We start from the raw sequence: 24,136 nt of genomic DNA, 5'->3' as shown, positions 1-24,136 counted from the left end.
TCGCCGAACGCCTGGCCGGCCGACACGAAAAAGGCGGCCCCTTGCGGGACCGCCCTTCGCGTGCCGGTAAAGGCCGAAAGATTAGCGCTTCGAGAACTGGAAGCTGCGGCGGGCCTTCGCCTTGCCGTACTTCTTACGCTCGACCGCACGGCTGTCGCGGGTCAGGAAGCCTGCTGCCTTGACCGGTGCGCGCAGCACCGGCTCGTAGCGGGTCAGCGCCTGGGCAATGCCGTGCTTGACGGCGCCGGCCTGACCCGAGAGGCCGCCACCGGTGACGGTGGCGATCACGTCATACTGACCATCACGCTCGGCGACGCCGAAGGGCTGGTTGATGACGAGGCGCAGCGTCGGACGCGCGAAATAGACTTCCTGATCGCGGCCATTGACCGTGATCTTGCCCGAGCCGGGCTTGATCCAGACGCGGGCGACCGCATCCTTACGACGGCCGGTGGCATAAGCGCGGCCCTGCTTGTCGATGATCTGCTCACGCAGGGGCATCGGCTCCGGTGCGGGACCCGAATTGGAAACGGGTGCCTCTTCGGTGCCGGCTTCTGCCGGTGCCGCCGAAGCGGTGGCCGGAGCAGCCGGGGCCGCGGGAGCAGCCTGGCCGGTGAGGTTCGCCAGATCGGCGAGGGACTGACGGGTGTCGGACATTATGCGCCCACCTTGTTCTTGCGGTTCAAGCCCGCGATATCCATGGGTTCGGGCGACTGCGCGGCATGGTCATGCTCGGTGCCCTTGAAGATGCGCAGGTTGCGCATCTGGGCGCGGCCGAGCGGGCCACGCGGAATCATCCGCTCGACGGCCTTTTCAAGCACGCGCTCCGGGAACTTGCCGTCCAGCACCTTGGCTGCGGTAATCCCCTTGATGCCGCCGGCATAACCGGTGTGCTTGTAATAAACCTTCTGCTCAAGCTTGCGGCCGGTGAAGCGCACCTTGTCCGCATTGATCACGATGACATTGTCACCACAATCGATGTGCGGGGTGAAGCTCGGCTTATGCTTGCCGCGCAGGATGTTGGCGATGATCGAGGCGACGCGGCCAACAACCAGCCCGTCAGCATCGATCAGATGCCATTTCTTTTCGACCGTCGACGGCGTCGCCGACTTGGTCTGCTTCGAGAGCGCCCTCATGGACATGACCTTATGATAGATGGGCGACCCGATGGAGCGGCCCTAAAAACAATCGCGCCGCCCCAAGACCTTGATCGTCCCGGGCTTTTGCCCGGGGCGTGAATCAAGGTCACCATTGATGAGAGCCCGATTCACGTTGTCGGCAAAGCGCAGGGCGTTTCACCTCAAACGATCGGGCTCTTGACGGCGCCGACGGACGGGCAAATGCGTCGCCGACCCCAAAAAGTCAAGCAAATCCGCGCCATATTCGTGAGGTATTATAATACCAGCTTAAGTGCGCCGCATTTGCTGAGGTGCCCCAATACCGTGCGCCGCCCAGATCATCGCCGCCAGCAGCAGCGCCGCCGTCGCCTGATGGGCCACGGCGATGGGCAGATCCACGCCGCTCAGAAGCGTCTGGATCCCCAGCGCGATCTGGATCAGCACCAGGGCGACGATCGTCAGCGCACGGGCGGGGCGTCCGGCCCGATAGGCGGCAAGCGCCAGCAGGACGACCGCGATAGCCACCACCCACGCCCACCATCGATGCTGGAACTGCACGACGATGGGATTGGAGGAGAGATTGAACGCCAGGCTCTGTCCGGCCGCCCAGCCGCCGGAGGGAAATAGCCGATCGCCCATGTTTGGCCAGGAGGCGAAGGCATATCCCGCCCGCAATCCGGCGGTGAACGCGCCGAGGACGAGTTGCAGCGCCAGCGCCAGGATCGCCAGAAAGGCCCATAGACGGAGTTTTACGCGACGTATGCCGTTCGAGAGCGCGAGCAAATCCAGCGCGGTCCAGATCAACACGGCGTAGATCAGCATTGCCGCCAGCAGGTGGATGGCCAGCCGGATATGGCTGACCTCGGTACGGTCCTGCAGCCCGGACGCGACCATCCACCAGCCGATCAGCCCCTGCAGGCCGCCGAGCGCGAAGATCAGGACGGTGCGCCAGCCAAAGCCCTTGGGGATCCATTTCTTCCACCAGAAGACGAGCAGCACGATCGCGAGCACGGTGCCGATCGTGCGCGCCAGCAGGCGATGAATATATTCCCAGAAATAGATCTGCTTGAACGCCTCCAGCGTCATGCCGGTATTGAAGGCGTGATATTGCGGAATGGCTTTATAACTGTCGAAAGCGGCCTGCCACTGCGCCGCGTTCAGCGGGGGAAAGATGCCCAGCAGCGGATCCCATTCCGTGATCGACAGACCCGATTCGGTCAGTCGCGTGATTCCCCCGACGACGACGATCGCAAAAACCATAGCCGCCACGACGAAGAGCCATAAGGCCAACAGGCGGGGGCGGGGCTGAAAGCGGGAAGGGCGTGCCACATGGTCGCTATGGCGCGCAGGGCGCGCATGCGCAATCGGGCGCAAACTTGTGGCCAGGGCGCGTCCGGCCTATCTGGGACAGATGGCGCACACGCACGATCACAGGATTGCCGACGGCGCAGAGCTTGCCATCCAGGCGCAGCATGCGCTGGAAAAGGCGGGGGAACAGTGGACGCCGATGCGCGCGACCGTATTTGCCGCCCTGGCGGCGTTTGGCCGGCCGGCATCGGCCTACGATGTCGCCGAATCGATTTCCCGTTCGGAAGACCGGCGTGTCGCCGCGAATAGCGTGTATCGCATCCTCGATTTGTTCGTGGCGAAAAACCTGGCGCAGCGGGTCGAGACCGCCAACGCCTATGTCGTCAATGCCCATCCGGCCTGCCGCCACGACTGCATTTTCCTGGTGTGCGATGGCTGCGGGGAAACGACGCATATCGACGATGATGTGCTGACCGATAGCGTACGGCGTGCCGCCGACCGCGCCGGATTCACGCCGGTTCGTCCCGTTATCGAGGTCACCGGCCGCTGCCGCAACTGCGCGGCAAACTGAGCCGCAAAGGTCCGCGCTTCCACCCGGAGCGATCTGGCCCTAGACAGGGTCCAGCCGGAGATTAGTTCATTCGTATGTCCCAACGTCCCTCTACGCCCTTGCTCGACACGATCGATGCGCCTGCCGACCTGCGGAAATTGAAGCCGGAGCAATTGCCGCAGGTTGCCGAAGAATTGCGTGAGGAGATGATCTCCGCTGTTTCGGTGACGGGCGGCCATCTTGGCGCGGGACTGGGCGTGGTCGAGCTGACCACCGCCATCCATTATGTCTTCGACACGCCCAACGATATTCTGATCTGGGATGTGGGGCACCAGGCCTATCCCCATAAGATCCTGACCGGCCGGCGCGATCGGATCCGTACGCTGCGCCAGGGCGGCGGCCTGTCCGGTTTCACCCGCCGGCAGGAAAGCGAATATGATCCGTTCGGGGCGGCCCATAGCTCCACCTCGATCTCGGCCGCGCTCGGCTTCGCCATTGCGAACAAGATGTCGGGCAGCGCGGGCAAGGCCATCGCCGTGATCGGCGACGGCGCAATGTCCGCCGGCATGGCCTATGAGGCGATGAACAATGCGGAAGCTGCCGGCAACCGCCTGGTCGTGATCCTCAACGACAATGACATGTCGATCGCGCCGCCGGTCGGCGGCCTGTCGGCCTATCTTGCCTGGCTCGTTTCCTCGAAGCCGTTTCTTGGGCTGCGGGACATCGCCAAGCGGATTGCCCGGCGCCTGCCCCGCCCCCTCCACGATGCCGCCCGCAAGAGCGAAGAGTTTGCGCGGGGCATGGCGATGGGCGGGACGCTCTTCGAGCAGCTTGGCTTCTATTATGTCGGGCCGATCGACGGCCACAATCTCGACCATCTGATCCCGGTGCTGGAAAATGTCCGCGATGCGGGCGAGGGGCCGATCCTGGTCCATGTCGTCACCAAGAAGGGCAAGGGCTACGCGCCGGCCGAGGCTTCGGCCGATAAATATCATGGTGTGCAGAAGTTCGATGTCGTGTCGGGCAAGCAGGATAAGGGCCCGGCCGGTCCGCCTTCCTATCAGAATGTCTTCGCCGACGCGCTCGTCGCCGAAGCCACGCTGGATCCGCGGATTTGTGCGATCACCGCGGCCATGCCCGGCGGCACCGGCGTCGATCGGTTCGCCAAGGCGTTTCCGGACCGGACCTTCGACGTCGGGATCGCCGAGCAGCATGCGGTCACCTTCGCCGCCGGTCTGGCCGCGCAGGGCATGAAGCCCTTCTGCGCGATTTATTCGACGTTCTTGCAGCGCGCCTACGACCAGGTCGTGCATGACGTCGCGATCCAGAATTTGCCGGTGCGGTTCGCGATGGACCGGGCCGGCTTGGTGGGCGCCGACGGAGCGACCCATGCCGGATCGTTCGACCTGGCTTATCTGTGCACGCTGCCGAACATGGTGGTGATGGCGGCCGCGGACGAGGCCGAGCTGACCAACATGGTCCATACGATGGCGGCCTATGACGCCGGCCCGATCGCGGTCCGATACCCCCGCGGTGGCGGCACCGGCGTTGCCATTCCCAACCCACCGGAAGTGCTGCCGATCGGCAAAGGTCGCGTGGTGCGGGAAGGTAAATCGGTCGCCATCCTGTCGCTCGGCACGCGGCTGGAGGATGCGTTGAAGGCGGCGGAACGGCTGGAGGCGCAGGGCTTGTCCACGACGGTCGCGGACATGCGCTTCGCCAAGCCGCTGGATGAGGCGCTGATCCGGCGGCTGCTGACCAATCACGAGGTGGCGATCACGGTGGAAGAAGGCGCGGCGGGTGGCTTTGGTGCCCATGTCCTGACGCTGGCCGCCGACCAGGGCCTGACCGATGCCGGATTGAAAATCCGCACGTTGCGTCTGCCGGATCGCTTTCAGGATCACGATAAGCCGGAGAAACAATATGCGGACGCCGGCCTTGATGCAGATGGCATGGTCGCCGCGGTGCTGAGTGCGCTGCGCCACAATAGCGTCGGCGTGGGAGCTGCCGGATGAAGCCGTGGCCGCTGCTTCTGTTGCTCACCGCCGCCGCCGCCCCCTCCGAAGCTCCGATCGAAGTCGACGTCTCCGGCGTCCGTTCGGCGCAGGGACTGGTGCGTGTCATGGTGTGCCCCAAGGAAACCTTCATGAAGGCTTGCCCCTGGTCCGCATCGACCCCGGCCAAGGTCGGCCAGGTGACGGTCGTCGTCCACGGCGTGCCGCCCGGCCATTATGCGGTGCAGGCGTATCACGACGCGGACTCGAACGATAAGCTCGATCAGAATTGGATCGGCATCCCGCGTGAGGGCATTGGCTTCTCAAACGATGCCATGAGCCACCTCACCCGGCCCAAGTTCACGGTAGCGGCATTCGACCATGGCACCGTGCGTCAGCGCATCGCCGTGAAGATACGCTACTTCCTCGGCTAGAGCGTAATGACTTTGGTAGAACCCGTTCGTCTCGAGTAGCGATCGAGCTTGTCGAGAGCGCGTATCGAGAGATACGACCAATGCCTCGATACGCGCCCTCGATACGCCCTGCGGGCAACTCGGTCGCTACTCGGCACGAACGGATGAACGTAAGGTCATCATACTCTGAGCGTGCGCGCTCAGCGCGGCTTGGCCGGCTTGGTGTAGGGTGTGAAGGAATCCAGGCCGACCGTTCCGCGCGGGATGCGGGAGAATCGATCGAGCAGCCGCACCTGATCGAGCCGGCAGAGCTGCGAACCGTAGACGAACTGCACGGGGATGCCGTCTTCCCGCAGCAATTCCGGGTTGAGCGTGCGATTGACGTAGGTCTTTCCGCCGAGCGCGCGATACACGATCGCGGTCCCGTCAATGATGTGGGAGCCTTCCACGCTTGACAGCGACAGGCACTTTTCAGGCGTGCCGGGGATCAAGCCTTTCAGCTCCTTGGCCAGTTCGGCGGCGCCGCGCTCCTGCATCGATTGCCGCGCCGCCGTTGCCGGTGCGGCGCCGATTGCGAGCAACATTGCGAGGCTGATGAGACGTGTGCGCATCCAGCAAACTCCAGTGCACCAGGGCGCGGCATCGGCACGCGCTGTGCCGTAGATGGTCGAAACGGTAAATTGTTCCCGCGGCTCGAGAAGAATTTCAGGCTTGCGGATAATCGTGCTATTACCGCTCTTTCGTCGCTGCGCCTCAGGGACGGCATGGATCGCCATGCAGCCAATGGGCGCACGGCCGGGGGAATGACGCGACGTGCAATCGGTTCTGACCTTGCTTCTGCCGATCGCGTTGGGCGTGATTGCCGCCGTGGCGAGTACAGCGGCGCTGATATTATGGCGGATGCGCGGAAACGTGCCGGCGCGCCCGCTTGCTGCGGAAGAAGGGCCGTCCAGCCTTGCCGATGATCTGGCCCATGCCGTATCCCGCAACGAACTGTTCCTCGTCCACCAGCCAAAAATGCGGGCGCGCTCGGGCGAGATGGTCGCGGTCGAGACCCTTGTGCGGTGGCGCCACCCGACCCGGGGTCTGATCGGCCCGAACGACTTCATTGCCCTCGCGGAGCAGACAGGCGAGATGCGCCGCATCACCGAATGGGTGATACGGCAAACGATCGTGGAGCAGGCGAGTCTTGCCGCATGTGCCCATGCGATGACGTTCAACGTCAATATCTCTGCGCGCGTCCTGCCGGATCGGGATTTCGCCGAATGGGCGCTGGCGACCGTAGCAGGGGCATCGGGGCCGATCGGGTTCGAGATCACGGAAACGGCGATGATCGGCGATCCGGAAGGTGCGTTGCGAAATCTGCACCTGTTTGCGGACGCGGGCATCAAGATCGCGATCGACGATTACGGTGCCGGCCTTTCCAGCCTCGCCTATCTGAAGCAATTGCCGGCGCATGAGCTGAAGATCGACCGGATGTTCATCAGCGGTCTTTCCAGCAGCCATCGCGATCCGCTGCTGGTGCGATCGACAATAGACCTCGCGCACGCGCTCGACATGGAGGTGACGGCCGAGGGAGTCGATTCGCCCGCAGCACTGGCATTGTTGAAGGTTATGGGCTGTGATGTCGTTCAGGGTTTCTTAATCGCGATGCCTATGACATTGGGAGAGTTGCGGTCGTTCTTGGATGCGCGAGTGGATCGTGCGCCGGAACCTGCCTTGGGATTCAATTGGTTAGCGCGAAGCGGCAAAACGGGATGAATTAACGAGTCAAACGTCACGGCGCTCGCCGTGGAAACCTTGATAACGCATTAATATTGCTTGAGAAGATGCTTGCCATTTGGTATTCATCTTCTGAAGGCGAGGCGCTTTGCCCTCGCGACAATGGAGGCGTTATGTCCAAGGCGACCAAGATTCTCGGCTTCACCACTGTCGCAGCCCTTGCAGTCGGTTTCGCCGCGCCGGCATTTGCCTATGAGACGATCCGCCCGGTCAACCCGAGCTATGAGACGATCCGTCCCGTCAATCCTAGCTACGAGACGATCCGTCCGGTCAACCCCGGCTATGAGACCATTCGCCCGGTGAATCCCGGATATGAAACGATCCGTCCCGTAAAGCCTGCTTAAACCTTGTTTGGAGGGGCCGCGCCCGCGGCCCTTCTCCGCTTCTTCCTTGCGGCAGGTTGCGATCGAAACCCGCTCGTGCGGGCCGGCCATTGTCATTCAGGTAAGATGCGCTAGCTTGAGCCGCTTACCCTAGGAAACAGCGGTGACGGTTTGATGATCCGGCTTTGCGCCGCGCTCCTGATTCTCGCGACGACGGCCGTTGAAGCACAAACTTCATCGAGCACGACCTTCGATGAGCGCGTGGCCGCCATTCGCAGCGACATTCGCGACAATCCCCGCGGTGCCTTGCGCGCCGCGCAGGCGCTCACGTCTCCCCACGCACCCGGTACAAGCCAGCGCAGGCGCGATAACGCGACGGCGGATTGGCTGCAGGCCGAGGCTCTTTTGAGTCTGAAGAGGCCAAGAGAAACGCAGGCCGTTGTCCGTAGAGCCCTTGCCGAGCTTCAGGGCGTGGATGGTCAGGAGGAGATACGGGGGGAGCTGGTGCTGGCGCGCGCAGGAGCGGCGACGGCGCTGGGGCAGGTGCAGGATGCCCTGCGCGATAATCAGCTGGCTTACGGCTTGTTTGCGCGGGCGCAAAACCCGAGAGAACAAGCCAAGGCGCTCGTATATATTTCTTCGCTGTATCTGGATGCGCGGGATTACGCGAATGCGCTGCGCTATGCCGATCAATCGCTCGAAGCGGATCGAACGAACGCCGCCGTCATCCTCGCGGCGCAGAATAATCGCGCCGTCGCATATTCGCAGCTGGGGCAGTTCAGCAAAGCGGCTTCGGCCTATCAGACGGCGCTGACCTATGTCGCAGGCGACCCTTCAACCAAGTCCTTGATTCTTCGCAACCTCGCCAGAGCGCAGGCGGAGTCCGGCGATCTCAGCGCAGCGAAACTGAGCCTTTCTCGCGCGATCGGCGTCTCGCGGGCGAACGCAGCGACCCGAAAAAGCCCGGCATTATTTGGCGTGGCGGCATTCGTGGCCTGGCGCGCGGGGAAGCTCGACCAAGCGGAAGCCCTGATCAAGCGCGCTCTTGCGGCGGGCGACACCAATGATGCCGAGACCCAACGCGATCTGCATCATACGGCATATGAGATCTATCGTGCGCGGGGGGACAAGGCTGTCGCCTTAAGCCACTTCGAAGCATTCCGGCGCCTGGACGACGAGCAGCGCGCGCTCGCGGCGTCCTCGAGCGCTGCCCTGCTGAACGCGCGATTCAACTTCGCCAACCAGGAGGTGAAGATTGCGCGGTTGGACCGGGAGAAGACCGAGTCCGCGACACGTTTTCGCAATTTCCTGACGCGCGCGATGCTCGGCGTGGCGGCACTGGTCTCGACGTTGCTGCTCATCGGCTTCCTGTCGATCCGGCGCAGTCGGAACCAGGTGCGTGCAGCGAATGAGACGCTCGTGACCACCAACAAGGCGCTGGAAAAGGCATTGGCCGCGAAGACGGAATTCCTCGCCACGACGAGCCACGAGATTCGCACGCCGTTGAACGGCATTCTCGGCATGACCCAGGTCATCCTGGCCGGGCGTGCGCTCGATCCCACGCTGCGCGGGCGGATCGAGCTGCTGCACGGCGCCGGCGAGACGATGAAGGCGCTCGTCGACGATATTCTCGACGTGGCCAAGATGGAGACGGGCGAGCTGCGGATCCAACCGGGCGAGATGGACCTCAAGCGGCTGTTGCAGGACGCGGTGCAGGTCTGGACCGGACAGGCGGAAACGAAGCGGATCGGCATCGAATTCGATCTTGAACAATGCCCCGGCAAAATCATCGCCGATGAAGTCAGGTTGCGGCAGATCATCTTCAATCTGATGTCCAATGCCATCAAATTTACCGATCGCGGGCAGGTTCGGCTGGCTGCCTATGCCGAAGCCGACAGCGCCGATGACGATCGCGAGCGCCTGGTGATCCGCGTGGCCGACAGTGGCATCGGTATCCCGCCCGAGCGGATGGAGGATATCTTTGAGTCCTTCCGCCAGGTCGATGGCGGCGTGACGCGGCGCCACGGCGGCACCGGGCTGGGTCTCGCCATCTGCCGCAGCCTGGCGCGGGCGATGGGCGGCGACGTGGCGGTGCAAAGCACCCTGGGCGCGGGGTCTACGTTCACGCTCACGCTGCCGCTGGAGCGCGGCGCGGTCGAAGTCGCGCGGGCGGATCGCGCCGCTGCCGTAAGCCTGGCAACCGCCGAGGTGCTGATGATCGAGCCCAATCCGCTCGGTCAGGGCATCATGCGGGCCCTGCTTGGGAGCGAGTGCGCCGGTTTGCATTTCGCGGTCGACATGGAGGAGGCGCTGCAGGCCATCGCGACGGGCGGCTATGATGGGGTGATCGCCGAGGGCACCGCGCTCGGACTCGATCCGGATGCCGCCGGGGATCTGGCGGCTGCCTGCGCGAAGGCAGGGGCCCGCTTCACCCTTTTGATGCGCGAACCCGATCAGCCGACACGCGACGCGTTGCAGGCGCGCGGAGTGGATCATGTCATCGCCAAACCGATCAGCGCGCCTGACCTTCTCTCGGAAATGAATAGAGTCTATGGCCATCCTATCGGCAGTCGGGACATCGCGGCGTGATCGACTGGGAGGCGTAAGATGAACATCTTGTTCGTCGAGGACGATGCGATGAACCGCCGCGTGGTTCGGGACATGCTGATGGTCGCGGGGGCGTCGATGGACGAGGCGCCCGACGCGGAGACGGGTCTCGCGATGATCGATGCGAACGATTATGACATCGTGCTGATGGATCTGCGGATGCCCGGCATGGATGGGCTGACCGCCATTCGCCACATCCGCGCCCGCCAGGACGGCAAAGCCAATGTTCCGGTGATTGTCGTAACGGCCGACACCGCACTCGACATATGCCGCGATTGTATCGATCAAGGCGCTGACGAGGTGATCCTGAAGCCGGTCGCGATGAACAAGCTGTTCGACGCGATCGGGCGGTTGATCGCGCGGGGCAACAGCCGGATGATGCTCAACTGATCAGCGGCGCGCTGCGAAGAAGGTCCGCAGCTGCTGGGCCGCTTCTTCGCCGCCGATGCCGGCATACAGCTCCGGCCGGTGATGGCATGTCGGCTGCGCGAAAAAGCGGGGGCCATGGAGTACGGCGCCGCCCTTGGGATCGTCCGCGCCATAATAGAGCCGGGCGATGCGCGCATGGGCGATCGCGCCCGCGCACATGGCGCAGGGCTCCAACGTCACCCACAGATCGCAGCGGTCGAGACGGGGTCGGCCCAATTGCTCGGCCGCGCGCCGAATCGCGACGATCTCGGCATGGGCCGTGGGATCGTTGGCCATGACCATCATGTTGGCCGATGTCGCGACAACGGCATTGTCCAGCGTCACGACCGCGCCGACTGGCACTTCGCCCGCTGCGGCGGCCTCCGCCGCAAGGTCCAGCGCAATGCGCATCGGGGGCGGCAGGGGCATGCGCATCGCCACGCCATAACGGCCGTCGCGCTCAGGCGCGAGCCAGCAGGTCCGGCCGCAGGATGACAGCGAGGGCGAAGAGGATGCCCGGCACCCAGAACAGGACCGTCAGGACGGTCCCGATCCAGAATGCCGGGCCTATGCCGCGTGCCAGATATATGCCCAGCGGCGGCAGCAGGATCGCCGCGATCAGTGCTGCCGGGCTGGCATTGGCGAGCATGTTAGTCGGCCTTGTGCACGGCTACCGTCGGCACTGCGACCGTCTTCTTGGTTGTCTCCACCTTGGGGACGTCAACCGTCGTATTCTTCGTGCCCACGTCGATGCTGCCGACATCCGCGGACACAGCAGGCGCCTGCCCACCCTGAACGCTGACCTTGGGCAGCGTGCCAGACGTTCCGCGCAGGTTAACGAACCCGGTCGCTACCGCGATGATGCCGATCACGACAACGATGGCCAATATAGTTACGATCGCTCGCATCGGATGCTCCTGTTAATTGTGATCGGCTAACGTGCGTTAACCCACTCGGTTGCATCCGATCGGAACCAGCCTTCTTGACGAAGAAGCCGGTTGTCGTTATCCGGCCGCTCTTTCCAGACCATCGATTTCGGGATTTCAGCGCATGTCGCGTATTTGCGAGCTGACCGGCAAGGGCCGGCAGGTGGGCCACAATGTGAGCCACGCCAACAACAAGACCAAGCGGACCTTTCTGCCGAATCTGCAGAACGTGACCTTGATCTCAGACAAGCTCGGCAAGGGCGTGAAGCTGCGCGTGTCGACGCATGGCCTGCGTTCGGTCGAGCATGTCGGCGGCCTCGACAATTGGCTGCTGAAGGCCAAGGGCGAGACGCTGTCGCTGCGTGCGCGCCGCCTGAAGCGCGAGATCGAGAAAGCCTCGGTCGCCGCCTGAGCGGCTGCCGGTTACCGCGCAAGGTTAACCGCGCCTAACACCGGCATTCAGTATCGCCTCAGCGGTACGGCTCCATAAACTCGGCACGGCGGATGTAACGCCATGTGTACGAGGATGTGGCGATGTTTCCAAAGACCATCAGACGGGTGGCCGTCGCGCTTGTCGCGGCGGCTACAGTCGTGCCGGCGGTCACCTATTCCCAACACCGGGCCACCTATATCGAATCGGCGCGCATCGGCCGTCCTGCCGACGCGTCTGAACGAATGAATGATCGGCGCGAGACGGATGCGGGCCTGCGCCACCCGGCAAGGCGCGAGGCGGCCGTTGCGCGGCGCTGCAACCATAGTTCGGGCGGAACGCTGCTGGGCGCCATTGCCGGCGGCCTGCTGGGCAACGCCGCCGTGGGCCATCGCGGCAATAACAGCGCGGGCATCTGGGCGGGCGGCGATGGCCGCGTGCCGGTCGATAATGAGGCCGAACGCGACTGCTGACGTGCCAATTGCGGGCGCGCCGGTCAGGCGGCGTCGAACAATCCGGCCAATTGTTCCACCATCGTCCCGCCCAGCTGTTCCGCGTCCATGATCGTGACCGCCCGTGCATAATAGCGGGTGACGTCGTGCCCAATGCCGATCGCAACCAGCTCGACCGGCGATTTGGTTTCGATCCAGGCGATGACCTGGCGCAGATGCTTTTCCAGATATGACCCGCTGTTGACCGACAAGGTCGAGTCGTCGACCGGCGCACCGTCGGAGATGACCATCAGGATACGCCGCTCTTCGGATCGCGCGACCAGACGGCCATGCGCCCACAACAGCGCTTCGCCGTCGATATTCTCCTTCAGCAGGCCTTCGCGCATCATCAGGCCAAGGCTCTTGCGCGAGCGGCGATACGGCTCGTCGGCGCGCTTATAAACAATATGGCGCAGGTCGTTGAGCCGCCCGGGCGCGGCCGGACGGCCCGCCTGCAGCCAGGCCTCCCGCGCTTGGCCGCCTTTCCACGCGCGGGTGGTGAAACCCAGAATCTCCACTTTCACGCCACAGCGTTCCAGCGTCCGCGCCATGATGTCGGCCGATATCGCCGCGATGGAAATCGGCCGGCCGCGCATCGATCCGGAATTGTCGATCAACAAGGTCACGACGGTGTCTCGAAAGTCGGTGTCGCGCTCAATCTTGTAGGAAAGCGAATGGGTGGGGCTGGCGACGACACGCGCCAGCCGCGCCGCGTCGAGCAATCCCTCTTCCTGATCGAATTCCCAGGATCGGCTTTGCTGGGCCATCAGGCGCCGCTGCAGGCGGTTGGCAAGCTTGGTCACCGCGCCCTGCAGATGCACCAATTGCTGGTCCAGATAGGCGCGCAGCCGCGTCAGCTCTTCCTCGTCGCACAGTTCGCTGGCGGTCACGACCTCATCGAAGCGGGTCGTGTACGCTTTATATTCGAGGAATCCGGGTGTGTCGGCGGTGGGGCGGTTGGGCCGCACCGGCTGCATGCCTTCGTCGCCCTGGTCCCCTTCCTGGCCGTCGCCCTCGAACTCGCCTTCGTCAGACTCGCGCGACTCATTCTGATCGTCGCCTTCCGAAGTTTCGGAACGCACGTCCATCTGGCCATCGCTTTGGCCGCCCGTCTGATCGTCGTCGCCGTCCTCGCTATTCTCGCCCTCCTCGGGCTGCTCGCCTTCCTCCGCACTCGACTCCTCCGGCTCGGTCGCTTCCGATTGCGCCTCGACAAGTTCGAGATCTTCCAGCAGGCGCGTTGCCAGCCGGGCGAAGGCGCCCTGATCGTCCAGCGTCAGGCCGAGCGCGTCGAGATCGGCGCCGGCCTTGTCCTCAATCCATTCCCGGACGAGCGCGATACCGCCCTCGGCGATCACCGGCGGCTTCTGCCCGGTCAGCCGCTCGCGCACCAGCAGCGCCAGCGCAGACGCCAGCGGCACCTCCGCGCGATTGCGGGCGCGTGTGAGCGGATCGGACCGCAGGCGCATCTCCAAGGCGTAGGTCAGGTTGGCGCGGACGCCTTCCATTGCGCGTGCGCCCAAGGCCTCGACGCGTGCCTGCTCGACCGCGTCAAACACCAGCCTGGCGGTTGCGTCCGCCGGCGCGCCGCGCGCATGCAATTTCGCGTCATGATGCCGCTCCCGCAGCGCAAAACTGTCGGCGAAGCCGCGCGCCTCCGCAACCTGCTCACGCGGCAGGTTGCGGCCGGGCATCGGAACCCGCAATTGCTTGAGCGAGGCCGACGGCGCCTCGGTCGTGAAGCTGAGCTCCAGATCGGGCTCATGCGCCATGGCGCGCGCGGTGCCGGCCAGCACCGCGCGCAATCCATCGAGAGGCGATTGCTCGGCCATCAGGCCTTGCCGACGATGCTTTCGGGAAGGTCCTTGCCGAATACGCGCTGATAATATTCGGCGACCAGCGGCCGTTCGGCCTCATCGCATTTGTTGAGGAAGGACAGCCGGAACGCGAAGCCGATATCGCCCAGGATCAGCGTATTCTGCGCCCACGAGATCACGGTGCGCGGGCTCATCACGGTCGAAATATCGCCCGCCATGAAGCCCTGACGGGTCAGGTCGGCGACCTTCACCATATTCTCGACCGTCTTCTTGCCGTCCGGCTTGTCATATTCGCCCGACTTGGCGAGCACGATCTGCGCCTCGATCGCGGCGGGCAGATAATTGAGCGTGACGACGATGTTCCAGCGATCCATCTGCCCCTGATTGATCTGCTGGGTGCCGTGATAGAGGCCGGTCGTATCGCCGAGGCCGACCGTGTTCGAGGTCGCGAACAGCCGGAAATAGGGATTGGGGCGGATCACGCGATTCTGGTCGAGCAGCGTCAATTTGCCCTCGGTCTCCAAAACGCGCTGAATCACGAACATCACGTCCGGGCGGCCCGCATCATATTCGTCGAACACCAGAGCCGACGGCGTCTGCAGCGCCCAGGGCAGCAGGCCTTCGCGGAATTCGGTGACCTGCTGGCCGTCGCGCAGCACGATCGCGTCGCGACCGACCAGATCGATGCGGCTGATATGCGCGTCGAGGTTGATGCGGATCATCGGCCAGTTGAGGCGCGCGGCGACCTGCTCGATATGGCTCGACTTGCCGGTGCCGTGATAGCCCTGGATCATGACGCGGCGGTTGAACGCAAAGCCGGCGCAGATGGCGAGCGTCGTATCCGGATCGAACACATAGGCCGGATCGAGATCGGGAACGCGCTCATCGGCCTCGGAGAAAGCGGGCACCTCCATGTCGGAGTCGATGCCGAACACATCGCGCACCTTCTTCATCTGATCGGGCGCATCCATCACCGTGTCGGAACGGCTATCGGGCTGGATATTGGACAAGTCGGCCATGGCAAATCTCGGTATTGCAGCGATGTAGGAGTCGGAACGGCGGTAAAGGGTCGCTGCTCCGCCCGCAACGGCGATCAAACCACCTTTGGCGGTAAAGGGAATAAGGTGACGAACCGTTCCGCCAGCGCGCGATTGCCTTCCACCTGCAGCAGCCCGGCCTGCTCCAGCTTCGTCAGCGGCTCACCCGCGTAGACGACCGCAGCGATATTGCGCGCTTCCTCGCTCCGCATCACGAGGGCCGGATCGGTCGCCTCGGCCCGTGCGACCGCCATCCGGCCATCGCAAAGATGGGTCGAAAACGGATCGGGTCCGATCTGAAAGCCGATGGCGGCATCAATGCCTGCCGCGCGCGCGGGATCGATCATGGTTCGGAAGGACATCATCAGCGACGCGCCGCTGAGCGGCAGGCGCGGATCGTGGAGCGGCGAACGCACGGCCCAGCGCCCGAGCGACGCGAGCGCATCCTCGCTCTCATACCCCCATGGCGTCAGCTCGTAGACTTGCACCGATGCTGGTGGCGGCAGGCGGCGGCGGACGAGGATGCCGTTGCTCTCGAGCGACTCCAGTCGCTGCGTCAAAACGTTGGCGCTGATGGCGGGCAGACCGCGGCGCAGCTCGCTGAAGCGGCGCGGGCCGAACATCAGTTCGCGCAGGATCAGAGGTACCCATCGCTCGCCAACGAGCTCGAGCGCAAACGCCATTCCGCATGCGTCGTCATACAAGCGACCTGCACTGACTTGCTTCTTGGTTATTTTAACTAACTCCACAGTTGTTTTTTATAACTCTTTGACGCATCATCTTCAAGCGGGCCGATTCGCTCGCCAACGAACGACGATGGGAGAAGAGGATGTCCGACCCCCTTCCTGTAATCACGGCTTTTCGCTGGGTCCCCGATTTTGCGCGTGGGGTGGTACGCGACATGCGCGTCCGCTGGGCGCTGGAGGAAGTGGGGCAACCTTACCAGGTCCGCCTGGTCGATGGCATCAGCGTCAAGGCGGCCGAGCATCGTTGTCTTCAGCCCTTCGGACAAGTCCCGACCTATGAGCAGGACGGGTTCACGATGTTCGAATCGGGTGCGATCCTGCTCCATATTGCCCGTACCAGGACGGGCCTGCTGCCGGATGATCCTGCGCAGGCCGCCGCCGCGGAGCAATGGGTATTCGCCGCAATGACCTCGGTTGAGCCGGCCATCCAGGATCTGGGCCTCGTCAATATATTTGAAGCCGACCAGCCGTGGGCGGAGGCGCGCCGCCCGATCAGTGAGGCGCGCGTTCGCAGCCGGCTTGCGGACCTCTCGCAACGCCTGGGCGACCAGCCGTATCTGGAGGGGCTCTTCACCGCCGGCGATCTGATGATGGTTTGCGTGCTGCGCGGTCTCACGGGCACCAGCCTGCTCGCCGATTACCCGACGCTGGAGGCCTATGTGGCGCGGTGTCAGGCACGACCGGCCTTCCGGCGCGCTCTGGCAGCGCATCTCGCCGACTTTGATACGACGCCGCCGCTCGCCGCCTGAACGAGAGCAGCATATCACAGAGGAGAGGGAACATGGCCTATATCGACGGCTTCGTCCTGCCCGTTTTCCGTGGCAAACGGGATGCTTACAAGGTCACGGCGACGGCAGCGGCCCCGATCTTCCTGGAGCATGGCGCCCTGCAGGTGGTCGAGAGTCTGAGCGACGACGTGCCGCATGGCAAAGCCACCGACTTCTACCGTGCCGTAGCCGCAGAGGATGGCGAGACGATCGCCTTCTCCTGGATCGTCTGGCCGTCGAAAGACGTCCGGGACGCCGGCATGGCGAAGGTGATGGACGACCCGCGGATGCAATCCCTGGGCGAAATGCCGTTCGATATGCGCCGGATGATCGTCGGCGGATTTGACGTGGTGCTGGACACGCACGCGAGCTGAAGGAGGCAGGAGATGACAGACAATTTCGTATGGTACGAATTGTGCTGCGAGAATCTTGAGGCAGCGCAGGATTTCTACGGTTCGGTGATCGGCTGGAGCAGCGCGCCGTTCGATGGCAATCCCGATTACCACATCTTTTCAATGGATGGCGCGGGCGTGGCCGGGCTGATGCCTTTGCCGGACGGCATGAGTACGCCTTTCTGGCTCGGCTATATCGGGGTGGCCGATGCGGACGCGGCGACCGCGCAGGCGGAAGCGGCAGGGGCCACGGTCCACCGGATGATGGACATACCTCAGGTTGGCAAGATCGCGCTGCTCAGCGACCCCCAGGGGGTCGGCTATGCCGTGATCCAAGGGTATAGCGATCGCAAGAGCGAAGCATTCGATCAGAAACGGCATGGCCACGCCAACTGGAATGAGCTGTGCAGCCCCGATGGCGAGGGCGGCTTGGCATATTATTCCGCGCTTCATGGCTGGACCAAGGGGCAGACGATGCCGATGGGGGCCATGGGCAATTACCAGCTGTTCCAGGCCGACGGCGTCGATATCGGCGCCATCATGACCGCCCCGCCGGGGGTTGCGCCGTCCTGGATCTATTATTTCGGGGTGCCGGACATCGACGCCGCCGTGGAGCGCATTACCGGCAAGGGCGGTTCGGTGCTGCACGGGCCGGCGGAGGTGCCGGGCGGTGTCTGGATCGTGCAATTTGCCGATCCGCAAGGGGCCCGCGCCGCTCTGGTCGGTCCCAGGGCATAGGAGCAGGCCATGACGCGGATCGCACCTTGCTTATGGTTTGATGGCGATGCGGAGGCTGCGGCCAACCTCTATGCCAGCATCTTTCCGGATTCGTCGGTCGATGCGGTACATCGATCGCCCACGGATTACCCCAATGGCAAAGCCGGGGATGTGCTCACCGTCGAATTCACCGTGCTGGGCATGAAATTCCTCGGGCTGAACGGCGGCCCCATCTTCAAATTCGACGAGGCCATTTCTTTTCAGATATATACGCAGGATCAGGCGGAGACAGATCGTTACTGGAACGCGATCCTCGACAATGGCGGAACGCCCAGCGCGTGCGGCTGGTGCAAGGATCGGTTCGGTCTGTCGTGGCAGATTACGCCCAAGGTTCTGGGGGAGATGATCTCCAGCAGCGACCAGGCAGCCGCCCGGCGCGCGATGGAGGCCATGATGACGATGACGAAGATCGACATCGCGACGTTGCAGCGCGCGTTCGAGGGAGCGGATCAATGACGCAGACTTACGCGCTTTGGATCGAACGCGTGCTCGACGCGCCGGTCGCAGCGGTGTGGCAGGCATGGACGGAGCATCTGGAGGAATGGTGGGCGCCCAAGCCCTGGACGACCCGCATAATCGAGCAGGATCTGCGGGCCGGAGGCAAGTCGATCCTCGATATGCGGGGCCTGATGGCGAGGGCGGCCCGATGGAGGGCATCTTTCTGGAAGTGACGCCACAGCGGCGGATCGTGTTCACCAATGCGCTGGACGGCGACTGGATGCCCAAGAACCCGTATCCGGTGCAGGTTGTCGGCTATTTCGAATTTGCGGATCTTGGCAACGGCAAGACCGGCTATCGCGCGGGGGCGCGCCACTGGACGGCCGAAGCCATGGAGCAGCATCGCGCGATGGGCTTCGAACAGGGATGGGGGATTTGCGCCGATCAGCTCGGGGTGGTGGCGCAAATGCTGGCGGCGCGCGGCGATGCGTAAGCTCACCGGCGGCGTCTTCCAGTCGCTGGACGGCGTCATGCAGGCGCCAGGCGGGCCGAGCGAGGATTGGACGCAGGGCTTCACGCTCGGCGGCTGGTCGGCAAGCTTCTGGGACGATAGCATGGGGCAGGCGATGGGCGGGCTGTTTTCGACCCCCTTCGATCTGCTGCTCGGCCGCAGGACCTATGAGATATTCGCGGCGCACTGGCCCTATGTTGGCCCGGACGATCCGATCGGCCCCGTCTTCGACAAGGCCAGCAAATTTGTTCTCAGCCGCGGTGACGCGCCGCTCGACTGGGTCAACAGCCATCGTCTGGGCGATATCGCCGATGTCGCCGCGCTCAAGGCCAGCGATGGCCCGGACCTGCTGATCCAGGGGAGTAGCACCCTGTATCCGCCGCTGCTGGCCGCGGATTTGATCGACCGGCTGTTCGTGATGACGTTTCCGGTCGTGTTGGGCCGCGGCAAAAGACTGTTTGGCGAAGGCACGCCACCCGGCGCCTGGACCCTGCTGGATCAGCATCTTTCCACGACGGGCGTTATCACCGCGACCTATGAACCGGCCGGCACGGTCCCGATCGGTACGTTCGCGCTTGCGACGCCGAGCGCAGCCGAGGAACGGCGCCAGCAACGGATGGCGCTGGAAGGATAGATCAGGCGAAAGCGGCAGCGCCCTTCAGCAGCTTGTAGGATTCGATCACTTCCTGCAGCGCTTTTTCGTGGCTGCGATCGCCGCCATTGCGATCGGGATGATAACGGCGGACGAGTTCGCTGTAGCGTTCGCGCAGCGCGCGCCGATCCACGTTCGCTTCCAGCCCCAGCACGCGCAAAGCGCGCCTTTCCGTATCGCTCAGCGGCTTGCCATCCGTCCGGGCGGCATGGCTGCCGGTGCCGTAGCGCGCCTGGATCGCATCCAGTGGGTCGAGGAAGTCCGCCCAGCGCGGGGTACCGCCGGCGCCCACGTTGAAGGCGCGCGTCTCCCGCTCCCAGCCGGCATAAGGCCGCTGTTGCGCGGTGATCTCCTCCGCGCTCATCCCGTTGAAGAAGTTGTACCGCGCGTTGAATTCGCGGACATGATCCAGGCAAAGGAAGCGCCACTCGCCCGGGCCGTTAAAGCCGGAACGCGGACCATCTTCGGGCGGCGCGCGGAATTCGCCGGCTTCGCTACAGCCAGGTTGGCTGCACTGGCGCTCGCCGGGTATGCGTCCATGAAAGCGTGGTTGTCTTTGCCCGGCATCTGCCACGCATGATTCTCCCTTAAACCCCGCTATATAGGATGCATGATGCAAACTCCCACCGGCCCGGTCGCCGCGCAGATCGAACAGTTGCTTCAGGCCGCCTTGGCGCCTCAACGGCTGGCCGTGATCGACGACAGCAACAAGCATCACGGCCATTCCGGCCATGATCCGCGCGGTGAAAGTCACTTTACGGTGGAGATCGCGGCCGAGGCCTTTGCCGGCAAAAATCGGGTGCAGCGTCACCGGATGGTCAATCAGGCCCTGTCGGATCTGCTGCGCGAACGCGTCCATGCGCTGGCGATCATCGCGCGCACGCCCGACGAAGACTGACACAGCCGTGATGCGCGGGAGGTTTCGCTGATGTGCAACGAATTTGCCCGCCGGATCTCGCTGGAGAAGCTGCGCTCCCGCTGGGGCTCGATCGATATGAGCCTGATCTTTCCGGATGGCCTGCCCAATATGGCGGCGTTGGACAGCATCCGCATCACCGATCCTGCGATCATCCTTCGCGCCGCGCCGGCGGGCGGCGGCGCCGAAGTCGTCACCCGCCGGTGGAGCTGGCCGGCCGCCAATGGCAAGCCAGTCTACAATTTCCGCTCCGACGGGCGCGAATTCACCAACAGCGCGGCGAGCGGCCGATGCCTGATCCCCGCCGATGGCTTTTACGAATTTACCGATGGTGCGGTGACTGGCCCACATGGGGGGAATGCTGATGGGGAAGATTTTGCGCTCACGCCGCCCGGCAGTGCCAAGGGCAAGGCCAGCAAGAAGCCGCCCAAATCGAAGTGGGAATTCAGCATGCGCGGTCTGGAATGGTTCGGCATTGCCGGCTTATGGTGGACCGATCCGAAGGTCGGGGAAGCTTGGACCATGCTTACCACCGGCCCAGGCCCCGACATCGCGCCTTATCATGATCGGCAGATCGTGGTGCTGACGCCGCCCGATTATGCCCGCTGGCTCGACGGCTCGGCGCCGGCGGGAGAGCTCTGCCGGCCACTTCCCGCCGGCTCTCTGGACGTGCGCCAGATACGATAAGCGGACCCGTCCGACGCGGCATTGACGCCGCGCGAGGGGAGGCCCAGCATCGCTTCGCGCGCAGGCGCTTCCTGGAGGAGACTGAAGATGCCCCCGATGATGCTCCGTTCCGCAGCGATACTAATGATTGCGATGATCGCGCCCCCCGTGATGGCGGCGACGACCAAGATGGACGTGCGAATGACCGGCGCGGCGGAAGTGCCCGGCCCCGGTGCGCCCAAGGGTATGGGGGAGGCGTCCTTGACCTTCGACACGGACAAGGGACAGGTCTGCTACCGCCTCCATGCGATGGGCTTCGATACACCGACCATGGCGCATATCCACACGGGCGCGGCCGGAGTCGCGGGCGGCGTGGTCGTGCCGCTGACGGCGCCGGCCGATGGCAGTTCCGAAGGCTGCGCGCCGGTGGCGGCCGATGTCTTGGCCGCAATCGTGGCAACGCCGTCCGATTATTATGTGAACGTCCATAGCGCCGCTTTTCCGAAGGGCGCGATCCGCGGGCAGTTGAAATAGCCCGGCAGCCGCCGCCCCGGGAGCGGGGCGCGACGGCAGGAAAACGGGACAGACGCGTTTCGATTGGGGGCCGTTTACGACGGCGGATCGTTGTCGTCCGGTCTTCATCGAAATGTATCAGAGGCGCGGTCTCAACGAACGATGGAGGCGGAGGACGGGCGCGACCTCATAGGAGTTTATGCGATGGGTATCTTCGACAGCATCAAGCATGCCATCTTTGGCGATCACGGCCCGCTGGGATCGTTCAACCACCCCACGTCGTCACCGGCGCCAGCCGCCAATCCGTCGACTGCCGATCATGCGGCGATCCCGATGGCCAACCCCGCATCCGCGGCAACGCCAGCTGCGCAAGGCAGCGCCGCTGCTCCCGTTGCGCCTGTCGATATCGAGGCAATCCTGACGCAGCGCGCGGCCGCCGCCGGCCATCCGAGCAACTGGCGTAGCTCGATCGTCGATCTGCTGCAGTTGCTGGGCCTGGATTCCAGCCTGCAGGCGCGAAAAGAGCTCGCCGGTGAATTGAATATCCATGCCGGCGCCGATGGCAGCGCCGAGCAGAATATCGCTTTGCATAAGGCGGTGATGCAAAAGCTGGCTGCCAATGGCGGCAAGGTGCCCGCCGAGCTTATGGATTGATGGGTTAGACAGGCAGAGGATCGTCGCGCTGTTGGAGCCAGCGCGGCGGTCCACGCCTCGCCTTCAAACGCGGCGCTCGTCTCCACCAGCAGCACGCTGGCATGGCGCACCGCTTCGTGCCGCGCCGCTGTAAGGTTGGTCCGCGGCGCCTTGGCCGGTCCCGGCGGGGCCTTTCCGAAACCTCCGAAACGGTGGCAGATCATGATCCATGATAGGCTGCGGCCCGTGGCGTTGGTTCCAGCCCCTGTCATTTCCGGATCGATTGCGGTATAAAGCCGCTGCTACCAGTCGCAAATCGATGGTCTTTGGCGCTTTGCGGCCCTTCTTCCTTCTTTCCCTGCCCTTGGCGCGAACGAGGCGGCTCGACATCCGAGTCGCCGCAGAAGGACTACGTTTATGACCACCGGAACCGTCAAATTCTTCAATGCCGACAAGGGCTATGGCTTCATTGCGCCGGAGGACGGCTCGGCCGATGCCTTCGTGCACATCAGTGCCGTTGAGCGTGCCGGTTTTGCGACGCTGCAGCAGAATCAGCGCCTGAGCTATGAGCTCGAAACCGGGCGCAACGGCCGCGTGAGCGCCGTCAATCTTCAGTCGCACGACTGACATGCATATGGGGCGGCGGCATTATCGCCGTCGCCCGCCTTGCCTGTTATAAGGACGCACTGTCCCTGAGGAGACGATGGGTATGAACGAGAGCAGCCTTTACCGTGCGCGCGCCGAACAATGCCGCGCCGAGGCAGATGCCGCCACGTTGGAAAATGTGCGTGAACGGTGCCTGCGCGCTGAATCCGCCTGGATCGCCATGGCGGAACGCGGCGAACGGACCGACGCCATGCGCCTTTCCAGAGAAAAGCCCGCCCCGGTCGAGTAAAGAAACGGGCGGAGCCATCGGCCCCGCCCGCAATATAGTCTTAAAGGTGATCAGTCAGCCGAGGCGACAACCACGCGGTGCTTCGGCACCGGGTAGGAAACGAGCTGGTTTCCGATCGAGCCATGGACGTAGCCGTTCCGGACACGCAGCATGAACGGATTACCGGTCGTGCGGTCCTCACCCTTGAGAACCTTGACGTCACCGATCTGATCGACGGTGCCGACGATGCGATGACCTTCCCAGGTGAAGTCGATCGGCGTGGCGGCGAAAGCGGGGGCTGCGATTGCAGCGGCAGCGAAAGCAGTGAGGACGAATTTGGTCATCTGGCAACTCCGGGTTGGGGTGTGCCTCTCGCTGAACCATGTTTTTATTGTGCGGTGCAGCATTAGTTCGTTGCGCTGGCGGCGCGAGTGAGAAAAGCGCGATGCCGGATGCGCGCGACGCACCCGGCCGCTAGATATCCCGGCCGTGGAAATTGATTGATATGGGGAAACCAGCGTGATCGCGATCGTGGCGCCGTTGCTATTGGCCTGCGCACCCGTGCCGCAACCGGCAATGCAGGCACCGCCGCAAGTGGCCTTTGGTGTGCCCTATAATGCGGGCAACCCGTTCGCGCTGATCCTGCGCGGCACATTGCCTGCGGCGAAGGTCTATGAAGATCGCGATGTGCTGGCCTTCATGGACAATGCCCCGGCATCGCCCGGTCACGTCCTTGTCATCCCCAAGCGCGGTTATGCCCGTAACCTGCTGGAGATCCGCGATGGCGAGCTCAAGCGGCTATTGCGCGTGGCCCGCCGCATCGGCGCGGCGGAGCTCGCTGGCCTGGGGGCGGACGGGTTCACCATCGAACAGAATAATGGCTATGGGCAGAGCGTGCCGCACTTCCACATTCATGTCATTCCCCGTTACGCGGGCTATAGCCGCTGCCCGGCCTCCGGCGTTAGGCAGCCTTTGAGCGTTTTGGAGCCGTTCGCCGCCACGTTACGGGCGGCGCTTGCGGAGTCCGCACGCCGGTGAGCGGGACATCGC

At 63.9% G+C, this 24,136-nt stretch carries 35 protein-coding genes; 23 read left to right on the top strand and 12 right to left on the bottom strand.

Features of this window, described 5'->3' with window-relative positions; genetic code table 11:
- Window positions 1-81 precede the first annotated feature (81 nt).
- The 3 genes from rpsI to ACSBM8_RS16935 all read right to left on the bottom strand — a co-directional run bounded on the left by rpsI (window position 82) and on the right by ACSBM8_RS16935 (window position 2,444).
- Complete coding sequence (rpsI, locus tag ACSBM8_RS16945) at window positions 82-654, bottom strand: 30S ribosomal protein S9 (protein WP_442679163.1); 573 nt, start codon at window positions 652-654, stop codon at window positions 82-84.
- Window positions 654-1,133: a 50S ribosomal protein L13 gene (gene rplM, locus ACSBM8_RS16940; RefSeq protein ID WP_442679162.1), complete on the bottom strand. Its 480-nt coding sequence runs from the start codon at window positions 1,131-1,133 to the stop codon at window positions 654-656. Before rplM ends, rpsI begins: the two co-directional genes overlap by 1 nt.
- A gap of 270 nt (window positions 1,134-1,403) precedes the next feature.
- Window positions 1,404-2,444 carry a COX15/CtaA family protein gene (locus ACSBM8_RS16935; RefSeq protein ID WP_442679161.1) on the bottom strand — a complete coding sequence of 347 codons (1,041 nt, stop codon included), beginning with the start codon at window positions 2,442-2,444 and terminating at the stop codon, window positions 1,404-1,406.
- 82 nt (window positions 2,445-2,526) lie between these two features.
- Here ACSBM8_RS16935 and ACSBM8_RS16930 point away from each other — a divergent pair, with 82 nt between their 5' ends.
- The 3 genes from ACSBM8_RS16930 (at window position 2,527) to ACSBM8_RS16920 (ending at window position 5,401) form a co-directional block, all read left to right on the top strand.
- Window positions 2,527-2,994, top strand: a complete 468-nt coding sequence (locus ACSBM8_RS16930; RefSeq protein ID WP_442681628.1) for a Fur family transcriptional regulator — start codon at window positions 2,527-2,529, stop codon at window positions 2,992-2,994.
- A 74-nt stretch (window positions 2,995-3,068) separates the two neighbouring features.
- Window positions 3,069-4,988: a 1-deoxy-D-xylulose-5-phosphate synthase gene (gene dxs / locus ACSBM8_RS16925; protein ID WP_442679160.1), complete on the top strand. Its 1,920-nt coding sequence runs from the start codon at window positions 3,069-3,071 to the stop codon at window positions 4,986-4,988.
- A complete protein-coding gene (locus tag ACSBM8_RS16920) occupies window positions 4,985-5,401 on the top strand; it encodes a DUF2141 domain-containing protein (protein ID WP_442679159.1) in 417 nt (138 codons plus the stop codon). The genes dxs and ACSBM8_RS16920 overlap by 4 nt, the downstream gene beginning before the upstream one ends.
- Window positions 5,402-5,580: 179 nt before the next feature.
- Here ACSBM8_RS16920 and ACSBM8_RS16915 read toward each other — a convergent pair whose 3' ends face one another.
- Entirely contained in the window at window positions 5,581-5,991 is a 411-nt protein-coding gene (locus ACSBM8_RS16915; protein WP_442679158.1) for a hypothetical protein, read from the bottom strand.
- Between the two features lie 202 nt (window positions 5,992-6,193).
- On the opposite strand from ACSBM8_RS16915, the gene ACSBM8_RS16910 reads away from it, so the two are divergent.
- From ACSBM8_RS16910 to ACSBM8_RS16895, 4 genes are all read left to right on the top strand, one after another.
- Window positions 6,194-7,141: an EAL domain-containing protein gene (locus ACSBM8_RS16910; RefSeq protein WP_442679157.1), complete on the top strand. Its 948-nt coding sequence runs from the start codon at window positions 6,194-6,196 to the stop codon at window positions 7,139-7,141.
- 134 nt (window positions 7,142-7,275) lie between these two features.
- Window positions 7,276-7,506, top strand: coding sequence for a hypothetical protein (locus ACSBM8_RS16905; RefSeq protein ID WP_442679156.1), 231 nt, complete (start codon window positions 7,276-7,278; stop codon window positions 7,504-7,506).
- 240 nt (window positions 7,507-7,746) lie between these two features.
- Window positions 7,747-10,074, top strand: coding sequence for a tetratricopeptide repeat-containing sensor histidine kinase (locus ACSBM8_RS16900; protein ID WP_442679155.1), 2,328 nt, complete (start codon window positions 7,747-7,749; stop codon window positions 10,072-10,074).
- Window positions 10,075-10,092: 18 nt separating this feature from the next.
- Window positions 10,093-10,482: a response regulator gene (locus ACSBM8_RS16895; protein WP_442679154.1), complete on the top strand. Its 390-nt coding sequence runs from the start codon at window positions 10,093-10,095 to the stop codon at window positions 10,480-10,482.
- On the opposite strand, the gene ACSBM8_RS16890 is transcribed toward ACSBM8_RS16895, so the two are convergent.
- Genes ACSBM8_RS16890 through ACSBM8_RS16880 form a run of 3 tightly spaced genes read right to left on the bottom strand, consistent with a single transcriptional unit; the run spans window position 10,483 to window position 11,408 of the window.
- Window positions 10,483-10,935, bottom strand: a complete 453-nt coding sequence (locus ACSBM8_RS16890; RefSeq protein ID WP_442679153.1) for a nucleoside deaminase — start codon at window positions 10,933-10,935, stop codon at window positions 10,483-10,485. It lies immediately after the preceding gene.
- Between the two features lie 25 nt (window positions 10,936-10,960).
- Complete coding sequence (locus ACSBM8_RS16885; protein ID WP_442679152.1) at window positions 10,961-11,149, bottom strand: YqaE/Pmp3 family membrane protein; 189 nt, start codon at window positions 11,147-11,149, stop codon at window positions 10,961-10,963.
- Between the two features lies 1 nt (window position 11,150).
- Window positions 11,151-11,408: a hypothetical protein gene (locus ACSBM8_RS16880; RefSeq protein WP_442679151.1), complete on the bottom strand. Its 258-nt coding sequence runs from the start codon at window positions 11,406-11,408 to the stop codon at window positions 11,151-11,153.
- Between the two features lie 142 nt (window positions 11,409-11,550).
- On the opposite strand from ACSBM8_RS16880, the gene rpmB reads away from it, so the two are divergent.
- Window positions 11,551-11,838, top strand: coding sequence for a 50S ribosomal protein L28 (gene rpmB / locus ACSBM8_RS16875; RefSeq protein WP_116091154.1), 288 nt, complete (start codon window positions 11,551-11,553; stop codon window positions 11,836-11,838).
- A 122-nt stretch (window positions 11,839-11,960) separates the two neighbouring features.
- Complete coding sequence (locus tag ACSBM8_RS16870) at window positions 11,961-12,329, top strand: hypothetical protein (protein ID WP_442679150.1); 369 nt, start codon at window positions 11,961-11,963, stop codon at window positions 12,327-12,329.
- A gap of 23 nt (window positions 12,330-12,352) precedes the next feature.
- On the opposite strand, the gene cobT is transcribed toward ACSBM8_RS16870, so the two are convergent.
- The 3 genes from cobT to ACSBM8_RS16855 form a co-directional block, all read right to left on the bottom strand.
- Entirely contained in the window at window positions 12,353-14,179 is a 1,827-nt protein-coding gene (gene cobT, locus ACSBM8_RS16865; protein ID WP_442679149.1) for a cobaltochelatase subunit CobT, read from the bottom strand.
- Window positions 14,179-15,183, bottom strand: a complete 1,005-nt coding sequence (gene cobS / locus ACSBM8_RS16860) for a cobaltochelatase subunit CobS (RefSeq protein WP_442679148.1) — start codon at window positions 15,181-15,183, stop codon at window positions 14,179-14,181. Before cobS ends, cobT begins: the two co-directional genes overlap by 1 nt.
- A 74-nt stretch (window positions 15,184-15,257) precedes the next feature.
- Entirely contained in the window at window positions 15,258-15,884 is a 627-nt protein-coding gene (locus ACSBM8_RS16855; RefSeq protein WP_442679147.1) for a winged helix-turn-helix transcriptional regulator, read from the bottom strand.
- Window positions 15,885-16,030: 146 nt separating this feature from the next.
- Between ACSBM8_RS16855 and ACSBM8_RS16850 the strand changes: the two genes are divergently transcribed.
- Genes ACSBM8_RS16850 through ACSBM8_RS16820 form a run of 7 tightly spaced genes read left to right on the top strand, consistent with a single transcriptional unit; the run spans window position 16,031 to window position 19,466 of the window.
- Complete coding sequence (locus ACSBM8_RS16850) at window positions 16,031-16,696, top strand: glutathione S-transferase family protein (RefSeq protein WP_442679146.1); 666 nt, start codon at window positions 16,031-16,033, stop codon at window positions 16,694-16,696.
- Between the two features lie 32 nt (window positions 16,697-16,728).
- On the top strand, window positions 16,729-17,088 hold the full coding sequence (locus ACSBM8_RS16845) for a DUF1428 domain-containing protein (RefSeq protein WP_442679145.1): 360 nt from the start codon (window positions 16,729-16,731) through the stop codon (window positions 17,086-17,088).
- A gap of 12 nt (window positions 17,089-17,100) precedes the next feature.
- The gene (locus ACSBM8_RS16840) at window positions 17,101-17,844 is read left to right on the top strand and encodes a VOC family protein (RefSeq protein ID WP_442679144.1); all 744 of its coding nucleotides are present in this window, start codon (window positions 17,101-17,103) and stop codon (window positions 17,842-17,844) included.
- A 9-nt stretch (window positions 17,845-17,853) separates the two neighbouring features.
- The gene (locus ACSBM8_RS16835; RefSeq protein ID WP_442679143.1) at window positions 17,854-18,339 is read left to right on the top strand and encodes a VOC family protein; all 486 of its coding nucleotides are present in this window, start codon (window positions 17,854-17,856) and stop codon (window positions 18,337-18,339) included.
- Window positions 18,336-18,554: an SRPBCC domain-containing protein gene (locus tag ACSBM8_RS16830; protein WP_442679142.1), complete on the top strand. Its 219-nt coding sequence runs from the start codon at window positions 18,336-18,338 to the stop codon at window positions 18,552-18,554. Before ACSBM8_RS16835 ends, ACSBM8_RS16830 begins: the two co-directional genes overlap by 4 nt.
- Entirely contained in the window at window positions 18,530-18,814 is a 285-nt protein-coding gene (locus ACSBM8_RS16825) for an SRPBCC domain-containing protein (protein WP_442679141.1), read from the top strand. The genes ACSBM8_RS16830 and ACSBM8_RS16825 overlap by 25 nt, the downstream gene beginning before the upstream one ends.
- Complete coding sequence (locus ACSBM8_RS16820; protein ID WP_442679140.1) at window positions 18,807-19,466, top strand: dihydrofolate reductase family protein; 660 nt, start codon at window positions 18,807-18,809, stop codon at window positions 19,464-19,466. The genes ACSBM8_RS16825 and ACSBM8_RS16820 overlap by 8 nt, the downstream gene beginning before the upstream one ends.
- A gap of 1 nt (window position 19,467) precedes the next feature.
- On the opposite strand, the gene ACSBM8_RS16815 is transcribed toward ACSBM8_RS16820, so the two are convergent.
- A complete protein-coding gene (locus ACSBM8_RS16815; RefSeq protein WP_442679139.1) occupies window positions 19,468-20,058 on the bottom strand; it encodes a J domain-containing protein in 591 nt (196 codons plus the stop codon).
- 36 nt (window positions 20,059-20,094) lie between these two features.
- On the opposite strand from ACSBM8_RS16815, the gene ACSBM8_RS16810 reads away from it, so the two are divergent.
- The 6 genes from ACSBM8_RS16810 to ACSBM8_RS16785 all read left to right on the top strand — a co-directional run bounded on the left by ACSBM8_RS16810 (window position 20,095) and on the right by ACSBM8_RS16785 (window position 23,107).
- Window positions 20,095-20,382, top strand: a complete 288-nt coding sequence (locus ACSBM8_RS16810; RefSeq protein ID WP_442679138.1) for a BolA family protein — start codon at window positions 20,095-20,097, stop codon at window positions 20,380-20,382.
- Window positions 20,383-20,412: 30 nt separating this feature from the next.
- Window positions 20,413-21,087: an SOS response-associated peptidase family protein gene (locus ACSBM8_RS16805; RefSeq protein WP_442679137.1), complete on the top strand. Its 675-nt coding sequence runs from the start codon at window positions 20,413-20,415 to the stop codon at window positions 21,085-21,087.
- Window positions 21,088-21,219: 132 nt separating this feature from the next.
- A complete protein-coding gene (locus ACSBM8_RS16800; RefSeq protein ID WP_442679136.1) occupies window positions 21,220-21,600 on the top strand; it encodes a CHRD domain-containing protein in 381 nt (126 codons plus the stop codon).
- Window positions 21,601-21,783: 183 nt separating this feature from the next.
- Window positions 21,784-22,233, top strand: coding sequence for a DUF3597 domain-containing protein (locus tag ACSBM8_RS16795; RefSeq protein WP_442679135.1), 450 nt, complete (start codon window positions 21,784-21,786; stop codon window positions 22,231-22,233).
- A gap of 396 nt (window positions 22,234-22,629) precedes the next feature.
- Entirely contained in the window at window positions 22,630-22,839 is a 210-nt protein-coding gene (locus ACSBM8_RS16790; RefSeq protein WP_442679134.1) for a cold-shock protein, read from the top strand.
- Window positions 22,840-22,921: 82 nt separating this feature from the next.
- The gene (locus ACSBM8_RS16785; RefSeq protein WP_442679133.1) at window positions 22,922-23,107 is read left to right on the top strand and encodes a hypothetical protein; all 186 of its coding nucleotides are present in this window, start codon (window positions 22,922-22,924) and stop codon (window positions 23,105-23,107) included.
- Window positions 23,108-23,157: 50 nt separating this feature from the next.
- On the opposite strand, the gene ACSBM8_RS16780 is transcribed toward ACSBM8_RS16785, so the two are convergent.
- Window positions 23,158-23,430: a hypothetical protein gene (locus ACSBM8_RS16780; protein WP_442679132.1), complete on the bottom strand. Its 273-nt coding sequence runs from the start codon at window positions 23,428-23,430 to the stop codon at window positions 23,158-23,160.
- Between the two features lie 175 nt (window positions 23,431-23,605).
- Here ACSBM8_RS16780 and ACSBM8_RS16775 point away from each other — a divergent pair, with 175 nt between their 5' ends.
- On the top strand, window positions 23,606-24,124 hold the full coding sequence (locus tag ACSBM8_RS16775) for an HIT family protein (RefSeq protein ID WP_442679131.1): 519 nt from the start codon (window positions 23,606-23,608) through the stop codon (window positions 24,122-24,124).
- The last annotated feature ends 12 nt before the right edge of the window (window positions 24,125-24,136 follow it).

Origin of the sequence: Sphingomonas sp. ASY06-1R, assembly GCF_052180265.1 — a bacterium.
In the GTDB taxonomy this organism is placed as follows: domain Bacteria; phylum Pseudomonadota; class Alphaproteobacteria; order Sphingomonadales; family Sphingomonadaceae; genus Sphingomonas_I.
Note: the sequence above shows the minus strand (reverse complement) of the source record. Positions and strands in the feature narration are given on the sequence as shown.

Bases quoted from the DNA above. Each gene is read 5' to 3' on its own strand.
- rpsI (WP_442679163.1), bottom strand. From the start codon at position 654: ATGTCCGACACCCGTCAGTCCCTCGCCGATCTGGCGAACCTCACCGGC.
- rplM (WP_442679162.1), bottom strand. From the start codon at position 1,133: ATGAGGGCGCTCTCGAAGCAGACCAAGTCGGCGACGCCGTCGACGGTC.
- ACSBM8_RS16930 (WP_442681628.1), top strand. From the start codon at position 2,527: ATGGCGCACACGCACGATCACAGGATTGCCGACGGCGCAGAGCTTGCC.
- dxs (WP_442679160.1), top strand. From the start codon at position 3,069: ATGTCCCAACGTCCCTCTACGCCCTTGCTCGACACGATCGATGCGCCT.
- ACSBM8_RS16920 (WP_442679159.1), top strand. From the start codon at position 4,985: ATGAAGCCGTGGCCGCTGCTTCTGTTGCTCACCGCCGCCGCCGCCCCC.
- ACSBM8_RS16915 (WP_442679158.1), bottom strand. From the start codon at position 5,991: ATGCGCACACGTCTCATCAGCCTCGCAATGTTGCTCGCAATCGGCGCC.
- ACSBM8_RS16905 (WP_442679156.1), top strand. From the start codon at position 7,276: ATGTCCAAGGCGACCAAGATTCTCGGCTTCACCACTGTCGCAGCCCTT.
- ACSBM8_RS16895 (WP_442679154.1), top strand. From the start codon at position 10,093: ATGAACATCTTGTTCGTCGAGGACGATGCGATGAACCGCCGCGTGGTT.
- ACSBM8_RS16890 (WP_442679153.1), bottom strand. From the start codon at position 10,935: ATGCGCATGCCCCTGCCGCCCCCGATGCGCATTGCGCTGGACCTTGCG.
- ACSBM8_RS16885 (WP_442679152.1), bottom strand. From the start codon at position 11,149: ATGCTCGCCAATGCCAGCCCGGCAGCACTGATCGCGGCGATCCTGCTG.
- ACSBM8_RS16880 (WP_442679151.1), bottom strand. From the start codon at position 11,408: ATGCGAGCGATCGTAACTATATTGGCCATCGTTGTCGTGATCGGCATC.
- rpmB (WP_116091154.1), top strand. From the start codon at position 11,551: ATGTCGCGTATTTGCGAGCTGACCGGCAAGGGCCGGCAGGTGGGCCAC.
- ACSBM8_RS16870 (WP_442679150.1), top strand. From the start codon at position 11,961: ATGTTTCCAAAGACCATCAGACGGGTGGCCGTCGCGCTTGTCGCGGCG.
- cobT (WP_442679149.1), bottom strand. From the start codon at position 14,179: ATGGCCGAGCAATCGCCTCTCGATGGATTGCGCGCGGTGCTGGCCGGC.
- cobS (WP_442679148.1), bottom strand. From the start codon at position 15,183: ATGGCCGACTTGTCCAATATCCAGCCCGATAGCCGTTCCGACACGGTG.
- ACSBM8_RS16855 (WP_442679147.1), bottom strand. From the start codon at position 15,884: ATGGCGTTTGCGCTCGAGCTCGTTGGCGAGCGATGGGTACCTCTGATC.
- ACSBM8_RS16850 (WP_442679146.1), top strand. From the start codon at position 16,031: ATGTCCGACCCCCTTCCTGTAATCACGGCTTTTCGCTGGGTCCCCGAT.
- ACSBM8_RS16845 (WP_442679145.1), top strand. From the start codon at position 16,729: ATGGCCTATATCGACGGCTTCGTCCTGCCCGTTTTCCGTGGCAAACGG.
- ACSBM8_RS16840 (WP_442679144.1), top strand. From the start codon at position 17,101: ATGACAGACAATTTCGTATGGTACGAATTGTGCTGCGAGAATCTTGAG.
- ACSBM8_RS16835 (WP_442679143.1), top strand. From the start codon at position 17,854: ATGACGCGGATCGCACCTTGCTTATGGTTTGATGGCGATGCGGAGGCT.
- ACSBM8_RS16830 (WP_442679142.1), top strand. From the start codon at position 18,336: ATGACGCAGACTTACGCGCTTTGGATCGAACGCGTGCTCGACGCGCCG.
- ACSBM8_RS16825 (WP_442679141.1), top strand. From the start codon at position 18,530: ATGGAGGGCATCTTTCTGGAAGTGACGCCACAGCGGCGGATCGTGTTC.
- ACSBM8_RS16820 (WP_442679140.1), top strand. From the start codon at position 18,807: ATGCGTAAGCTCACCGGCGGCGTCTTCCAGTCGCTGGACGGCGTCATG.
- ACSBM8_RS16810 (WP_442679138.1), top strand. From the start codon at position 20,095: ATGATGCAAACTCCCACCGGCCCGGTCGCCGCGCAGATCGAACAGTTG.
- ACSBM8_RS16805 (WP_442679137.1), top strand. From the start codon at position 20,413: ATGTGCAACGAATTTGCCCGCCGGATCTCGCTGGAGAAGCTGCGCTCC.
- ACSBM8_RS16800 (WP_442679136.1), top strand. From the start codon at position 21,220: ATGATCGCGCCCCCCGTGATGGCGGCGACGACCAAGATGGACGTGCGA.
- ACSBM8_RS16795 (WP_442679135.1), top strand. From the start codon at position 21,784: ATGGGTATCTTCGACAGCATCAAGCATGCCATCTTTGGCGATCACGGC.
- ACSBM8_RS16790 (WP_442679134.1), top strand. From the start codon at position 22,630: ATGACCACCGGAACCGTCAAATTCTTCAATGCCGACAAGGGCTATGGC.
- ACSBM8_RS16785 (WP_442679133.1), top strand. From the start codon at position 22,922: ATGAACGAGAGCAGCCTTTACCGTGCGCGCGCCGAACAATGCCGCGCC.
- ACSBM8_RS16780 (WP_442679132.1), bottom strand. From the start codon at position 23,430: ATGACCAAATTCGTCCTCACTGCTTTCGCTGCCGCTGCAATCGCAGCC.